At 72.1% G+C, this 13,386-nt stretch carries 15 protein-coding genes and 1 pseudogene; 8 read left to right on the plus strand and 8 right to left on the minus strand.

Translation table 11 applies throughout. From position 1 onward, the window contains the following. Positions 1-216: 216 nt before the first annotated feature. Complete coding sequence (locus KSED_RS13300; protein ID WP_012801773.1) at positions 217-642, minus strand: hypothetical protein; 426 nt, start codon at positions 640-642, stop codon at positions 217-219. Positions 643-890: 248 nt separating this feature from the next. Between KSED_RS13300 and KSED_RS01325 the strand changes: the two genes are divergently transcribed. Beyond that, entirely contained in the window at positions 891-1,385 is a 495-nt protein-coding gene (locus KSED_RS01325; RefSeq protein ID WP_012801774.1) for a lamin tail domain-containing protein, read from the plus strand. Positions 1,386-1,446: 61 nt separating this feature from the next. Here the strand turns inward: KSED_RS01325 and KSED_RS01330 are convergent, their stop codons facing one another. Beyond that, positions 1,447-1,929: a glutathione peroxidase gene (locus KSED_RS01330; RefSeq protein ID WP_012801775.1), complete on the minus strand. Its 483-nt coding sequence runs from the start codon at positions 1,927-1,929 to the stop codon at positions 1,447-1,449. A gap of 116 nt (positions 1,930-2,045) precedes the next feature. On the opposite strand from KSED_RS01330, the gene KSED_RS01335 reads away from it, so the two are divergent. The 6 genes from KSED_RS01335 (at position 2,046) to ctlX (ending at position 7,830) form a co-directional block, all read left to right on the plus strand. Further along, on the plus strand, positions 2,046-2,774 hold the full coding sequence (locus KSED_RS01335) for a B3/B4 domain-containing protein (RefSeq protein WP_012801776.1): 729 nt from the start codon (positions 2,046-2,048) through the stop codon (positions 2,772-2,774). Continuing rightward, complete coding sequence (locus KSED_RS01340) at positions 2,774-3,427, plus strand: FMN-binding negative transcriptional regulator (RefSeq protein ID WP_012801777.1); 654 nt, start codon at positions 2,774-2,776, stop codon at positions 3,425-3,427. Before KSED_RS01335 ends, KSED_RS01340 begins: the two co-directional genes overlap by 1 nt. 13 nt (positions 3,428-3,440) lie before the next feature. Further along, on the plus strand, positions 3,441-3,854 hold the full coding sequence (locus KSED_RS01345) for a GNAT family N-acetyltransferase (RefSeq protein WP_012801778.1): 414 nt from the start codon (positions 3,441-3,443) through the stop codon (positions 3,852-3,854). Positions 3,855-3,921: 67 nt separating this feature from the next. Continuing rightward, a complete protein-coding gene (locus KSED_RS01350) occupies positions 3,922-4,212 on the plus strand; it encodes a GNAT family N-acetyltransferase (protein WP_012801779.1) in 291 nt (96 codons plus the stop codon). Positions 4,213-4,251: 39 nt separating this feature from the next. Then, entirely contained in the window at positions 4,252-6,714 is a 2,463-nt protein-coding gene (locus tag KSED_RS01355; protein ID WP_012801780.1) for a phosphoketolase family protein, read from the plus strand. A gap of 93 nt (positions 6,715-6,807) precedes the next feature. Further along, positions 6,808-7,830, plus strand: coding sequence for a citrulline utilization hydrolase CtlX (gene ctlX, locus KSED_RS01360; protein ID WP_012801781.1), 1,023 nt, complete (start codon positions 6,808-6,810; stop codon positions 7,828-7,830). 54 nt (positions 7,831-7,884) lie between these two features. On the opposite strand, the gene KSED_RS01365 is transcribed toward ctlX, so the two are convergent. From KSED_RS01365 to KSED_RS01380, 5 genes and pseudogenes are all read right to left on the minus strand, one after another. After that, positions 7,885-8,349 (minus strand): small multi-drug export protein, encoded by a 465-nt coding sequence (locus KSED_RS01365; protein ID WP_012801782.1) that lies wholly within the window; start codon positions 8,347-8,349, stop codon positions 7,885-7,887. A gap of 153 nt (positions 8,350-8,502) precedes the next feature. Beyond that, positions 8,503-8,736, minus strand: a complete 234-nt coding sequence (locus KSED_RS15595) for a response regulator transcription factor (protein WP_308699672.1) — start codon at positions 8,734-8,736, stop codon at positions 8,503-8,505. Positions 8,737-8,822: 86 nt separating this feature from the next. Continuing rightward, positions 8,823-9,119 (minus strand): annotated as a pseudogene (locus tag KSED_RS15600) (response regulator); the annotation flags it as partial. After that, a complete protein-coding gene (locus tag KSED_RS13305) occupies positions 9,116-10,333 on the minus strand; it encodes a sensor histidine kinase (protein ID WP_169307765.1) in 1,218 nt (405 codons plus the stop codon). The pseudogene KSED_RS15600 and the gene KSED_RS13305, both read right to left, overlap by 4 nt. 8 nt (positions 10,334-10,341) lie before the next feature. Then, entirely contained in the window at positions 10,342-10,815 is a 474-nt protein-coding gene (locus tag KSED_RS01380; RefSeq protein ID WP_012801784.1) for a MarR family winged helix-turn-helix transcriptional regulator, read from the minus strand. A 70-nt stretch (positions 10,816-10,885) separates the two neighbouring features. On the opposite strand from KSED_RS01380, the gene KSED_RS01385 reads away from it, so the two are divergent. Further along, positions 10,886-12,727, plus strand: a complete 1,842-nt coding sequence (locus KSED_RS01385) for an ABC transporter ATP-binding protein (RefSeq protein WP_012801785.1) — start codon at positions 10,886-10,888, stop codon at positions 12,725-12,727. An 18-nt stretch (positions 12,728-12,745) separates the two neighbouring features. On the opposite strand, the gene KSED_RS01390 is transcribed toward KSED_RS01385, so the two are convergent. Next, positions 12,746-13,309: a maleylpyruvate isomerase family mycothiol-dependent enzyme gene (locus KSED_RS01390; protein ID WP_012801786.1), complete on the minus strand. Its 564-nt coding sequence runs from the start codon at positions 13,307-13,309 to the stop codon at positions 12,746-12,748. Between the last annotated feature and the right edge of the window lie 77 nt (positions 13,310-13,386).

The following is a 13,386-nucleotide window of genomic DNA, read 5'->3' on the forward strand; positions in this document are numbered from 1 at the left end:
CCTCCGGGGCGGTGTCCGTGACCCCGCCCGAGGACGCGCGGCCCTCCAACGTGATGTTCTGCGTGACGATGATGCGCATGGGCGCCTCCGGTGGGTCGTCCGATGACGGACCTCGAGATATGTGAACACCGTCCACATTAGGGCGGGTGCGAGGGCCTGTCGACCCCCTCCGTCAGCCGGGGAGGGCGTGGGACCTGGTGCCGGGACGCCCCTCGCTCACTCGTCCAGCAGGGCGTTGTGCTGCATCCGCAGGGCGCGCTCCAGGCCCGCCAGCACCCCGGCCAGGGACAGGCCGGTGTTCACCTGCTCGGGCAGCTCGATGGGGGAGCGGAAGGTCCACCCGGTGAGCTCCTGCCACCAGTCCGCTCGCGTGAACGCCTGCAGCAGCTGCGGCAGCTCGAGCCCCAGGGCCACCAGCAGCACCGTCAGCGAGAAGAACACCGCCTGGGTGCGCCCCACGGCCACCTGGCGGCCATCGCGGTACAGGTGCAGCTTCTCCCCAACGTCGAAGAAGTCCACGTCCAGCGCGTACTCGTGACCGTGCGTGGTGGTGAGGTACTGCCCCCGCCACAGCGACTGCCACCCCGTCACCGGCGTCAGCTCCGACCCGTCGCCTTCCGTCACGCCACCCATCCGCCCCATGCGGATCCTCCTGTCGTCCGGCCCCTGTCGGTCGCACGGGCCACCCGGGCCGGCGCGCCCCGGCAGGGGTGCGTGCCGGTCACTCTGCCAGCCCCCCTCATCCGGGCGGGGGGGGTGTCCGCGCACCTTCCCCGATGGGGGTGTGCGCCGACGACGCGACAGCCCGCGGCATCGTGGACGCCGGCGGCACCCGGGCGGCCTGACCGTTCCTGGTCGCCGGGGGGCCCGCCGTAGGGCAGACTGGGTACGTGAACCGTCACTCTCGCATGTTGGGGGGCCTTACCTCGGCCGCTCTCCTGGCCCCTGCCATGCTCATCGCCCCAGCCGCCGAGGCCCTTCCCGCCGTCATGATCAGCCAGATCGTCTACGACTCCTTCGGGGCCACCAAGGACGACTACTCCACCCGCAGCCTCAACGCGGAGTACATCGTCCTGAAGAACACCACCTCGGTGTCCCGCACCGTCACCGGCTGGACCGTGAAGGACGCCACGGGCTTCCGCTACACGCTGCCCACCACCACCATCCCGGCCAAGGGAACGGTCCGCATCCACACCGGCAAGGGCACGAACACCAACGCCCGCGGGGCCACCACACCCGGCCACCGCTACTGGGGCAAGACCAGCTACGTGTGGAACAACACCGGCGACACCGCCACCCTCCGCAACCGTGCCGGCTCGCTGGTGGACACCTGCAAGTACACCGACAAGAGCACCAAGGACAGCATCAAGTCCGTCGCCTGCTGACGCGCTGCCCCTCCAGCCGCCTCGGGCCACCGGCCCGGGGCGGCTCTGGTGTGGGCGGGGCTCAGGTCGCCAGGGCCCGCTCGATGTCGGCCCCGATCCGTGCCGGCGCGGTCGCGGGGCCGTAGCGCCGGATCACGCGGCCGTCCCTCCCCACCAGGAACTTGGTGAAGTTCCACTTGACGGTGCTCACCCCCAGACCGCCCTTCTCCTGCTTGAGCCAGCGCCACAGGGGGTGCGCACCGGCACCGTTGACGTCCACCCTGGCGAACATCGGGAAGCTCACGCCGTAGTTCACCGAGCAGAAGTCCGCGATCTCCTCCGCGCTGCCCGGCTCCTGGTGCGCGAACTGGTTGCACGGGAACCCGAGCACCACGAACCCGGCGTCCCGGTGCTGCTGGTAGAGCTCCTCGAGGCCCCGGTACTGCGGGGTGAACCCGCACTTGCTGGCGGTGTTGACCACGAGGGCCACCTGTCCGGCGTACTGCGCGAGGGACTGGTCGGTGCCATCGAGCGCGGTGGCGGAGAAGTCCGCGAGGGTCGTCATCACCCCAGTGTGGCGGGTGCAGGGCCGCGCCGGGGAGGATGGGGTGAGCCCGCGCCATCGGGCCGGCGCCCCACCGGGCCCGCGCCCGCAGGCCCCCGCGACCCAGGAGGAACCCCGTGCGCGACCAGACCGAGCTGCAGGCCTTCCTCGAGCAGTGCTCCGTGGACGACGACGTGTTCGCCCTGCGCCCGGACTACCGGGCCATGCTGGTGGCGGTCGACGGCATCGAGCCCGGCGGCACCGACGCCGAGGCCGAGGAGCTCCTCGCCCGCGCCGACGCGCACGCGGCCGAGCAGCTGTCCGCCGCGCCGGTGGAGGAACTGCCCCTGGTCGCCGCCTGGCGCGGGGCCTACCGTGCGTTCGGGGCCAAGCCGCAGCGCACGCGCAACAGCTTGGAGTCCCTGCTCCGCCGCGCGGCCGCCGACGGCCTCCCGCGCGTCAACCGGCTCACCGACCTGTACAACGCGGTCTCGGTGCTGCACGGCATGCCGCTGGGTGGTGAGGATCTCGACCGCTACGCCGGCACCGCCCGCCTGGTGCGGGCCACCGGCGACGAGCCGTTCACCGTGGTCTCCGGTGGCGAGGAGGCCGTGGAGCACCCACGCCCCGGCGAGGTGGTGTGGTGCGACGACGCGGGCGTCACCTGCCGCCGCTGGAACTGGCGCCAGGGCCCCCGCACCGCCCTGCACGAGGGCACCACCGCGGCGCTGTTCATCCTCGACGCGCTGGACCCCCTGACCGATGCGGAGCTCACCGCCGCCGCCGACGACCTCATCCTCCGCCTGGGCCGGCTGGGCCCGGACATCCGCACCGCCCGTCGCCTCGTCACGAGGAGCGCCGCCTGATGCTGGTCTTCCCCGAGAACGCCCCCGTGGACGCCGCCGAGTGGCGGACCTGGCTGGAGGGCCCCGAGATGTTCGGGGCGCTTGCGGTCAACAACACCGACCCCGCGGGGGCACCGCTGGTGGTGCCGGCGCACGCGACCCTGACCGGGGACGAGGTCGTGCTGCACCTGGCACGGGTCAACCCCGTCTGGAAGCACCTGGAGGCCGCCACCGAGGTGCGCTTCGTGGTCACCGGCGACAGCGCCTACGTGCGCAACGACTGGCGCGCGAAGCCCGGCGTGCCCCCGGCCGAGGGGGTGCCGACCAGCTACTACGCCAGCGTGCAGTTCCGCTGCGGCGTGCAGGTGGTGGACGACCCCGCCGGCATCGCCGAGGTGCTCACCTGGCAGTTCGCCGACCTGCAGCCCGACGGGGGCCACGCCGAGGTCTCGCCCACCGACGGTCCCTACGCCCGGATGCTGCCGGCCATCCGCGCCCTGCGCCTGCCGGTGCGGGAGGTGGTGGCCTCGTTCAAGTACGACGACGAGAAGCCGACCGAGCACCGGGAACGCGTCGCGGCCCACCTGGAGGAGCGAGGGCGTGGGTCCGATGCGGGGGCGGCCGCCCAGCAGCGTCGTCGCCTGCGCGAGGTGGGGGAGCGCCACGTGCGCTGACAGGATGGTGCCCATGATCACAGTGACGCTCTCCACGGACCCGGCGCTGCTCGACGTCGACCGCATCCACCACTGGCTGTCGACCGACACCTACTGGGCACGGGGGCGGTCGCGGGAGACGGTGGAGTCCACCATCGCCCACTCGCTCAACCTCGGCGCCTACGACGAGGACGGACAGCAGGTCGGTTACGCCCGGCTGGTCACCGACCACACCACCTTCGCCTGGCTGTGTGATGTGTACGTCGACCCGGCCGTGCGCGGGCAGGGCATCTCCCACCAGCTGGTCCAGGGGATGCTGGCCGAGTGCGAGCCGATGGGTCTCAACCGCATCGTCCTGGCCACGCATGACGCCCACGGGCTGTACGAGCGGTACGGCTGGCAGGTGCTGCCCGAGCCCGGACAGTGGATGACGCGCGGTCGGCCGTGATCGCCCCTAGGCTGGACGGGGCCGGGAGCACCCGGTGCCGGACCAACCGACTTCCGCAGGAGGACCCATGTCCGAGGTGACCATCCGCAGCAATCCCGAGACCAGCCGCTACGAGGCCCTGCTCGACGGCGAGGTCGTGGGTCTGGCCGACTACCGCCTGGCGGGACAGACCATGGAGATCACCCACACCGAGACCGATGCGGGCCACCAGGGCCAGGGCATCGCCGGGCAGGTGGTGCGCACGGCCCTGGACGACGCCCGCTCCAAGGGGCTGTCGGTGATCCCGACCTGCCCGTACGTGGAGAACTGGATCAGCGAGCACCCCGACTACCAGGACCTGCTCGCCGAGAAGCGCTGACACCCGCCAACAGCCGAACCACCCGCACCGGGAGTGCCGATGATCACCGTCCCCGCCTGGCCCGATGACCCCGCCACGCCCCTGGACGACGAGGAGGCCCGCCGCCTGCACGCGTGGTGGCGCGCGGCGAACTACCTCTCCGTGGGGCAGATCTACCTGCTGGACAACCCGCTGCTGCGGGAGGAGCTCGCGCCCGAGCACGTGAAGCCCCGCCTGCTGGGCCACTGGGGCACCACCCCGGGCCTGACCTTCCTCTACGCGCACTTCAACCGCGCCATCCGCCAGCGGGGCCTGAACGCGTGCTACGTCACCGGGCCCGGCCACGGCGGACCGGGTCTGGTGGCCGCCACCTACCTCGAGGGCACCTGGACCGAGACCTACCCCGACGTGGGGCAGGACCTCGACGGGCTGCAGCGCCTGTGCAAGCAGTTCTCCTTCCCCGGCGGCATCCCCTCCCACGTGGCGCCGGAGGTCCCGGGGTCGATCCACGAGGGCGGGGAGCTGGGGTATTCGCTCTCGCACGCCTACGGGGCGATGCTGGACAACCCCGACCAGATCGCCTTCACGGTCGTCGGTGACGGGGAGGCCGAGACCGGGCCGCTGGCGACCTCCTGGCACGCGAACAAGTTCTCGGACCCGCAGCACGACGGGGTGGTCCTGCCGGTGCTGCACCTCAACGGGTACAAGATCGCCAACCCGACGGTGCTGGCCCGCATCCCCGAGGAGGAGCTCGTCTCCCTGATGCGGGGCTACGGCCACACGCCGCTGCTGTTCACCGCCGGGTTCGACGACGAGGACGAGCTCTCCGTCCACCGCCGGTTCGCCGCCGTGCTGGACGAGGCGCTCGACCTCATCGCGCAGATCAAGGCCGATGCGGGGCCGGACTCGCCGCGCCCAGCCTGGCCGATGATCGTGTTCCGCACCCCCAAGGGGTGGACCGGCCCCGAGCAGGTGGATGGCAAGCAGACCGAGGGTCACTGGCGCTCGCACCAGGTGCCGCTGGCCAACGCCCGTGACACCCCCGAGCACCTGGAGGTCCTCGCGAACTGGCTGCGCTCGTACCGGCCGGAGGAGCTCTTCGCCCAGGACGGCGCCCTGTTGCCCGAGATCGCCGCGATGGCGCCGCAGGGCGAGAAGCGCATGTCGGCCAACCCCATCACCAACGGCGGCAGCGTGCTGCGCGACCTGATGCTGCCGGACTTCCGCGACCACGCCGTCGAGCTGACCTCACCCGGCCAGCCCTTCTCGGAGGCGACGAGCGTGCTGGGGGGCTACCTGCGGGAGGTGATGCGCAGGAACCCCGAGACCTTCCGCCTGTTCGGGCCGGACGAGACGGCGTCGAACCGCCTGCAGGCCGTGTACGAGGTCACCGACAAGCAGTGGAACGCCGAGTACCACCCGAGCGACGCCGAGGACCCGATGGCGCGCGCCGGGCGGGTGCTGGAGATGCTCTCGGAGCACCAGTGCCAGGGGTGGCTGGAGGGTTACCTGCTCACCGGGCGCCACGGGATGCTGAACTCCTACGAGGCCTTCGTCCACATCGTCGACTCGATGGTGAACCAGCACGCCAAGTGGTACAAGGTCACCAACCAGCTCGAGTGGCGGCGCCCGCTGGCCTCGTTGAACTACCTGCTCTCCTCGCACGTGTGGCGGCAGGACCACAACGGCTTCTCCCACCAGGACCCCGGGTTCATCGACCACGTGGTCAACAAGAAGGCGGAGATCGTGCGGGTGTACCTGCCGCCGGACGCGAACACCCTGCTCTCGACGGTGGACCACTGCCTGCGCTCCCGGCAGTACGTCAACGTGGTGGTGGCCGGCAAGCAGCCGAACCCCACGTGGTTGACGATGGAGGAGGCGATCGCCCACTGCGTGCGCGGCATCGGCATTTGGCCGTGGGCCGGGACGGAGTCCGACGGTGACGACCCCGACGTGGTGCTGGGCTGCGCGGGCGACATCCCCACCATCGAGGTCCTGGCGGCCGCGAAGATCCTGCGCGAGGAGGTGCCGGGGCTGACCTTCCGGGTCGTGAACGTGGTGGACCTGATGCGCCTGCAGGACGAGAAGGCCCACCCGCACGGGCTGTCCGAGACGCAGTTCCACACCCTTTTCCCCGCCGGCACACCCGTGGTCTTCGGGTACCACGGCTACCCGTGGCTGATCCACCGCCTGGTCTACCGGCACGACACCGCATCACACTTCCACGTGCGCGGGTACACCGAGGAGGGCACCACCACCACGCCCTTCGACATGGTGATGCGCAACCAGCTGGACCGCTACCAGCTGGTGGTCGACGTCATCGACCGCGTGCCGGCCCTGGGTTCGCGCTACGCCCGGCTCCGCCAGCGCATGGAGGACAAGCGACTGCAGGCCCGTGCCCACGCCTACGAGCACGGGGAGGACCTGCCCGAGGTCGCCCAGTGGCAGTGGGGTGACGCCCAGGACGAGGCCGATGCCCAGCAGGGCAGCGTGCGTCAGGACACCGGCGGCGACAACGTCTGAGAGCCCACGGCGCCGGCCACGGCCCAGCCGCTCGGGTGCACGCGCCCCGGACCCGGCTGGGCCGCCGGCCCGAGGGTGGGTAGGTTTCGCCCCATGAGTGCACAGGCCCCCTCCAGCGTCATCCTCATCCGCGCGCTGAACTTCACGCCCAACCCCTCGACGGCGGCGGACAACGCCTTCCAGTCCGAGGTGGAGGCGGGCACGGAGCCCGCCGAGGTCTCGCGGCGGGCGATCGCCGAGATGGACGCGCTCGCCGACGCCCTGCGTGAGGCCGGCGTGACCGTCCACGTCTTCGAGGACGACGAGCAGACCCGTCCCGACAGCGTCTTCCCGAACAACTGGGTCTCCACCCACGCCGGGGGGTACGTGGCGGTCTACCCGATGTACGCCTCCAACCGGCGCCTGGAGCGCCGCACCGACGTGCTGGAGATGCTGAAGAGCACCTACCGCGTGCAGACGGTGGTGGACTACTCCGGCCTGGAGCCCGACGGCATCTTCCTGGAGGGCACCGGCGCCATGGTGCTCGACCACGTCTCGCGGGTCGCCTACACGGCGCGCAGCCACCGGGCGGACACCACGGTGCTGGAGCGCTTCTGTGCGGACTTCAACTACGAGCCGATGGCCTTCGACGCCGTCGACTCCGCCGGCGTGCCGGTCTACCACACCAACGTCATCGCGACGATCGGTACGGACGTGGCCCTGTTCGCCCTGGACATGATCGCCGACGAGCAGCGTCGCTGGGCCGTGGGGGAGCGCCTCACGGTGAACGGGCGCAAGATCGTGGAGATCACCGAGGAGCAGGTGCGGGAGTTCGCCGGCAACGCCATCGAGCTGATGGGCAAGGACGGAGAGGGCAACCCGGAGCGGATCATGGCCATGTCGGCCCGGGCGCTGCGTTCGCTCACGGACGCCCAGGTGGCCGCCATCGAGGAGTCCTGCCGCATCGTTGCGGTGGACATCCCCACCATCGAGCTGGCCGGTGGGTCGGTGCGGTGCATGATCGCCGGCATCCACCTGGACCAGCGCCGGGACGTGGAGCGCCCGTTCACCGAGGCCGTGCAGGCCATCGACGAGCACCCGCACAGCCTGGACGGCCTGGAGGTCCGCAACGACTGAGGCCCTGGCGCCGCCCCGGCCCCTCCACCGGTGCGGCGCCGTGGCACCGTCGACTCAGCGGATGAACTGCACGCCCGCGGCGGCGAGCATCCCGAAGGCCACGCCCCAGAGCACGATGCTCAGGCACTGCCAGAGGATGACCTGCCGGCGGTCCGCGCCGAAGCCGACCATCATGGCCGAGGTGATCTGGCTGGGCAGCAGGGTCTGGCCCAGCAACGAGACACCGGGAACGCCCCAGCGGTCGAAGGTCCGGCGCAGCTTGGCCCGCCGCGGCGAGTCCTCCTTCTCGCCGACGGCCAGGTCGCGGCCCTTGCCTGCCAGCGAGACGATCACCACCATCGAGACGATGTTCCCCACGATCGCGGCGGGGATGGCCACGGCCGGGTGCATCCCGGCCAGGATGCCGATCGTGGAGCCGAAGTAGCTCTCCACGAAGGGGATGGCACTGATCAGCGCCACGCCGGCCCACTGCAGGGCCTCCGGCAGGCTGTCGGTGAAGTTCTGCAGGCTCTCGAACATGGTGTCCTCCGGGGGAGTGGTCTGGCTGATGACTCCACCCTGCCCCCGATGTGGCCGCGCACCCGGTGAGTCCGGCCACCGAAGCACTGCCCGGAGCTCACCCCCTCGGGATGACGGATGTCATACGGGCCGCGCCGAACCGGCGGGATGCCCTCAGATCCAGCCCTTGGACCGGGCGACCCGCGCGGCCTCGTGCCGGTTGGAGGTGCCGGTCTTCGCCACGGCCGCCGACAGGTAGTTGCGCACCGTGCCGGCCGACAGGTGGGCCCGCTGGGCGATCTCCTCCACCGGCGCGGCGTCGGCCGAGAGCTCCAGCACGTCGGCCTCCCGGGCGCTGAGCGGGGAGGCGCCAGCGGCCAGGGCGTCGGCCGCCAGCTCCTGGTCCACGTACCGGCCCCCTCCGCGAGGGTCCGCACCGCCTCGCCGAGCGCCCGGCGTCCCACCGTCTTGGGCAGGAACCCCCGGACGCCGGACTCCAGCGCCCGCTTCAGGTACCCGGGGCGCCCGTGGCTGGTGATGATGAGGCTCGCCGCCTGCGGCTGCACCTCACCCAGGTGCACCGCGAGGTCGATGCCGTCGCCGTCCGGCAGCTGCAGGTCCAGCAGGGCGACGTCCACCTCGGTGGAGCGCAGCACGGCCTTCGCCTCGGCCACCGAGCCGGCGCGGACGACCACCTCGAGGTCGTCCTCCAGGGCCAGCAGGGAGGCGAGGGCCTCGCGGATCAGCGTCTCGTCCTCGACCAACAGGATGCGGATGGGGCTGTCGGTCACGGGATCTCCTGACTGGGGATGGAGGCGGTCAGGACGAACCTGCCGTTGGTGGACTCGTGGTGGAGGTGCCCGCCGGCGGCGGTGACGCGGTCCTGCAGGCCCTGCAGGCCGGTGCCCCGGTGTCCCGGGACGGCGGGGTGGCCACCGTCGTTGGCGACCTCGACCTCCACCCAGCCGTCGTGCTCGCCGAGCGCCAGCTGCACCTGCCGGGCGTCGGAGTGGCGCAGGATGTTGGTGACGGCCTCGCGGAGGGTCCAGGCCACGGCCTCCCGGGCGGTGTCGGACCAGGCGGCGCACCGCTCCAGGAGCTCCTTGCCGGTGGCCTCCACCTCGATGCCGGCTGCGCGGAGCACCGCCCGGGCGCCGGCCCACTCCGCTGCCGGGTCGAGGTTCCGGTACCCGCTCACGACGCGCCGCACCTCGGCCGCGCCCTCCTGCGTCACCTGCCGCACCCCGTCCATCTCCGCCGCGGCCTCCTCGGTGCGCCCGCGGCGCGCCAGCTCGGCCCCCAGCTCGGCCTTGAGGGAGACCACCGAGAGCGTGCGGCCGAAGGTGTCGTGCAGGTCGCGGCTGAAGCGCAGGCGCTCCTCGGCGACGGCGAGGTCGGCCAGCAGGTGGCGGCTGCGGGCCTGCTGACGCACCACCTCCATGGACCACGCGCTGAAGTAGCCGATGGCCAGCCCGACGAACCCCAGGAGCATGCCCGGTGCGACCACGACGGCGTGCTCCGGGTGACGGGCGGCGACCACCAAGGTCACCACTCCCGCCGCCAGCGCCGTGAGCAGGCTCGCCGGCCGGATGCGCACGGACAGGCCCAGCACCATGCTCAGGACGAGCATCGTGTACGCGCTCATGCTGGCGCCCGACGCCGGTTCCTGCCAGACCTGCAGCCCGGCCAGCGCCGTGGCCACGCCGGTGGTGGCCAGGACCATCCACCAGGGTGCGGCGGCCGGGCTGTCCTGTTCACCGGACCCCAGGGGCAGCGCGCCCCGGGTCAGTGCCAGCCCCAGGACGAAGAAGACCAGCAGCAGCGGGATGCCCACCCACCGCAGGGTGGGTAGGCCGACCCAGAGCATCGCGCCGTCGAGCAGTAGGAAGGACGCCAGGACGAAGCCCACCGACACCAGCGAGTAGAGCGAGAAGTTGTGCACCGCCTTCTCGGTGGGGGCGGCGAAGTGCGGGGCCGGCGCGCGGGACGAGCTCACGCGGGACACGGCCCCCATCATGCCTCCTCGCCCAGCGCCTGCAGGATGCGCCGCAGCGTGGCCCGGTCGGCCGCGGGCAGGCTCGCGAAGAAGTCGTCGCCGGCCGCCCGGCGCACCTGCTCGACCTCGCGGGCCCGGGCCCGCCCCGCGGCGGTGGTGGTGATGACGGTCGCCCGCCGGTCGGCCGGGTCCGGGGTGCGGGTGACCCACCCGGCATCAGCGAGGGCGTCCACCACGTCGGTGACGCTGCGGGGCACCACGTGCAGGGCCGCGGCGAGCTCGCCCAGCCGCATCGGGCCGTCCCGGTCGACGATGCGCAGCGCCCGGGCGTGGTGGGGCACCATGCCTGTGGGCGCCAACGAGTGGGCGATGTGGTGGCGCAGGCGCCGGGAGGTGCTCAGGAAGACCTCCCCCAGGGCATCCGGGCTGTCGGGGCCGGTGCCGGGGCGCGCCCGCGGGGGGACGGGCTCTGCATCGCGAGGGGTGGTCATGGGGGAATGCTAGCGCCGATGCTGATGTTGCCTCATACTGAGTCAGCCTCAGCAATTCAGGAACGGAGGGATGCCCGTGACGGTCACCCCCATGCACGCGATGGGCCCCACCGGCGGTGGTGGCCCCGGGCGCCGCGGACCGCAGAAGATCAGCCGCGCCGACCGCGCCCAGCTCGCGCAGCGGCCCGTGGAGTACGGGCGCGTGGTCGCGCTCTTCCGCCCCCACGGCCGCACTCTGGCCGTGGTCACCGCCATCATCGTGCTCACCTCGGCGGTGGCGATGGCCCAGCCCTTCCTGGTGCGTGAGGCCGTGGACGTCGCGATCCCGCAGCAGGACGTGCGCCTGCTTCTCCTCGTGGTCGGCGGCATGGTGGGCGTCGCCGCCGTCACGGCCATGCTCGGGGTGGTGCAGACCTGGATGGCCGCGCAGGTGGGCCAGGAGGTCATGCACACCCTGCGCTCGCGGCTGTTCGCCCACCTGCAGGGCCAGTCGTTCTCGTTCTTCACCCGCGCCCGCGCCGGCGAGGTGCAGTCGCGCCTCATCAACGACGTCGGCGGCATGCAGGGCGTCGTGACCACCACGGCCACCTCCACCGCCAGCAACGTCACCACGGCCGTGGCGACGATGGTGGCCATGCTCGCGCTCTCCTGGCGGCTCTCCCTCATCTCGCTGGTGGTCGTGCCGCCGGCCATCTGGCTCACGCGCAAGGTCGCCCTGCTGCGGCGGGAGATCACCTCCCAGCAGCAGGCGGCGCTGGCGGACCTGCACGTCCGCATCGAGGAGGGGTTGAGCGTCAGCGGGGTGCGGCTGGCCAAGACCCTGGGCACCACCCGGCAGGACGCCGCGCGCTTCGACGAGGTGAGCCACGGCCTCATCGACCTCGAGATGCGCGCCCAGCTGGCGGGCCGCTGGCGGATGGCGACCATGCAGATCGTCTTCGCCGCCATCCCCGCGGCCATCTACCTGGCGGCGGGTCTCCCCGCGACCTCCGGGGGCATGACGATCGGCACGCTCATCGCGTTCACCACGCTCCAGGCGGGGATCTTCCGTCCGCTCATGGGGCTGCTGAACGTCGGCGCGCAGTGGGTGAGCTCGATGGCGCTGTTCAGCCGCGTCTTCGAGTACCTCGACCTGGAGCCCGACGTGGTCCCGCCGGCCGACCCCGTGCCGCTCGACCCCACCGCCGTGCGCGGTGACGTCCGGCTCGATGCGGTGAGCTTCCGCTACGCGGGCAGCGGCCGCGACGCCTTGCGTGAGGTCTCGGTCGAGGTCCCTGCCGGCAGCTCGCTGGCGCTGGTGGGGCACACCGGGTCGGGCAAGTCGACCCTCGCGGCCCTCGTCTCGCGCCTGTACGACCCCGCCGCCGGCCGCATCACGATCGACGGGGTGGACGTCCGCGAGCTCGACCCGGAGGTGCTCGCCCGCATCGTCGGGGTGGTGAGCCAGGAGACCTACCTCGTGCACGCCAGCATCCGGGAGAACCTGCTGCGGGCGGCACCCGAGGCGACCGAGGTGGACCTGTGGCGGGCGCTCGGCGCGGCCCAGGTGGCCGACCTGGTCGCGGGGCTGCCGGACGGGCTGGACACGCTGGTGGGCTCTCGTGGCTACCGCTTCTCCGGGGGCGAGCAGCAGCGCCTGGCCATCGCGCGGACGATCCTGCGCGACCCGCCGGTGCTGGTGCTCGACGAGGCGACCAGCGCCTTGGACAACGCGACCGAGCGGGCGCTGCAGCAGGCCCTGGACACGGTCTCCCGGGGGCGGACCACGATCACCATCGCCCACCGGCTGTCCACCGTGGAGGCCGCCGACCAGATCGTGGTGCTCGCCGAGGGGCGGGTGGCCGAGCGGGGCACCCACGCCGAGCTGCTGGCGCGCGACGGCGTGTACGCGGACCTGGCGCTGGTGGCCTGAGCCGGGGTCGGGCGGTGATCAGGCGCGTGCGGTCCAGGCGTGCACGTCACGGCCGATGAAGGCCATGAGGCGCTCCACCGGGTCTTCGCTGTCGGTCTCGACCGCGGGGCCGTACTGACCGGACTGTCGCAGCATCGTCTCGATGGGGAGCATCCCCTCGAGCATCTGCTCGGCGTACTCGGGGTCGAGGTCTGCCTCCACGCCGGCGGAGCGGGCGAGGTCCCAGGTGTGCATGAAGACGTCCGAGACGTAGAGCTCGCCGGTCATCTCCGCGATGGTCTGCCCGGAGAACGGGCCGTTGGCCAGCTCGATGGTGCTGCGCTCGCTGTCGTCGAGCAGCTCCTGGACGTCGGCCGTGCGCTTGTGCCACGCCGTGGCCGGGCCGTCCTGCGGGTCGCGGTCGGGCAGGTCCATGTCGACCCAGCCCTCCAGGACGGACTCGTACCAGTCGATGAGGTGCTCCACGATGTCGCGCGCGCGCCACTCCTTGACGGGGGTGGGGGCGTCCCAGTCGGTCACCTGGTCGGCCACCTCGCCGAAGGCTTGCGCGAAGCGGGCGTGCAGGCCTGATTCCAGGCTCATGGGTCCTCCAGTGCGTCGGGTGGGCGCGGTGCTGCCCCCATGATGCCGTGTTCCGCGACCGGGTGCGTCCTCGGTGC

The sequence above is a fragment of the Kytococcus sedentarius DSM 20547 genome (genome assembly GCF_000023925.1).
GTDB classification, from domain to species: domain Bacteria; phylum Actinomycetota; class Actinomycetes; order Actinomycetales; family Dermatophilaceae; genus Kytococcus; species Kytococcus sedentarius.

Excerpts from the sequence above, each read along its gene's own strand:
- KSED_RS13300 (WP_012801773.1), bottom strand. The coding sequence starts at position 642 with ATGGGGCGGATGGGTGGCGTGACGGAAGGCGACGGGTCGGAGCTGACG.
- KSED_RS01365 (WP_012801782.1), bottom strand. The coding sequence starts at position 8,349 with ATGTTCGAGAGCCTGCAGAACTTCACCGACAGCCTGCCGGAGGCCCTG.
- KSED_RS01355 (WP_012801780.1), top strand. The coding sequence starts at position 4,252 with ATGATCACCGTCCCCGCCTGGCCCGATGACCCCGCCACGCCCCTGGAC.
- KSED_RS01340 (WP_012801777.1), top strand. The coding sequence starts at position 2,774 with ATGCTGGTCTTCCCCGAGAACGCCCCCGTGGACGCCGCCGAGTGGCGG.
- KSED_RS01385 (WP_012801785.1), top strand. The coding sequence starts at position 10,886 with ATGCCCGTGACGGTCACCCCCATGCACGCGATGGGCCCCACCGGCGGT.
- KSED_RS01350 (WP_012801779.1), top strand. The coding sequence starts at position 3,922 with ATGTCCGAGGTGACCATCCGCAGCAATCCCGAGACCAGCCGCTACGAG.
- KSED_RS01390 (WP_012801786.1), bottom strand. The coding sequence starts at position 13,309 with ATGAGCCTGGAATCAGGCCTGCACGCCCGCTTCGCGCAAGCCTTCGGC.
- ctlX (WP_012801781.1), top strand. The coding sequence starts at position 6,808 with ATGAGTGCACAGGCCCCCTCCAGCGTCATCCTCATCCGCGCGCTGAAC.
- KSED_RS01380 (WP_012801784.1), bottom strand. The coding sequence starts at position 10,815 with ATGACCACCCCTCGCGATGCAGAGCCCGTCCCCCCGCGGGCGCGCCCC.
- KSED_RS01345 (WP_012801778.1), top strand. The coding sequence starts at position 3,441 with ATGATCACAGTGACGCTCTCCACGGACCCGGCGCTGCTCGACGTCGAC.
- KSED_RS01330 (WP_012801775.1), bottom strand. The coding sequence starts at position 1,929 with ATGACGACCCTCGCGGACTTCTCCGCCACCGCGCTCGATGGCACCGAC.